Source organism: Nitrobacter winogradskyi (assembly GCF_006539545.1).
GTDB lineage: Bacteria > Pseudomonadota > Alphaproteobacteria > Rhizobiales > Xanthobacteraceae > Nitrobacter > Nitrobacter winogradskyi_A.
The window spans coordinates 1-597 of record NZ_BJNF01000167.1; the positions used below are offsets into that span (position 1 = coordinate 1).

At 61.6% G+C, this 597-nt stretch carries 1 protein-coding gene; it reads left to right on the forward strand.

The features are described from left to right. On the forward strand, positions 1–360 hold a 360-nt coding region (locus tag NWI01_RS18655; RefSeq protein WP_141385428.1), incomplete at its 5' end, for an IS110 family transposase. Between the last annotated feature and the right edge of the window lie 237 nt (positions 361–597).

The window sequence follows — 597 nt, forward strand, 5'->3', positions numbered from 1 at the left end:
GTCGGCCCAAAGACGGCGACTGCGATTGTCGCCGCCGTCGGCGACGGGTCCGAGTTCAAGAATGGCCGTCACCTTGCCGCCTGGGTCGGTCTCGTTCCGCGACAATTCTCCAGCGGAGATCGAACCGTGCTGATGGGCATCTCAAAGCGGGGTAACCAGCATCTGCGCAGCCTGCTCGTCCATGGCGCCAGGGCGGTCGTCCGAACGGCCCCCAACAAGACTGATCATAACAATCAGTGGGTCAACCAGCTTCGGGAGCGGCGTGGCTTCAACCGCGCAACGGTTGCGGTCGCCAACAAGAACGCACGGATTATCTGGGCCGTGCTTCGAACGGGCGAACCGTGCCGCGCCACCTTCTGAAGGCCTGCCCCGGAGTTTGCGAGACGACGGAGAAATGAGACGCACAGGTCGGACCGGCGTGCCATGAGCCTGACTATTATCGAGGCCCTCAGAGGCCTACCAGCTGTAGAGGCAGGTGCGAGCGGATTCCCCATTTGGGCGCCCCGATTGATCGGGTGACGCCGGATAGATGTTTGCAACGGGCCAAGCGGATCAGTTCAAAATCGACTTGCAACGGGAGAGCCGTCCATAGAGATA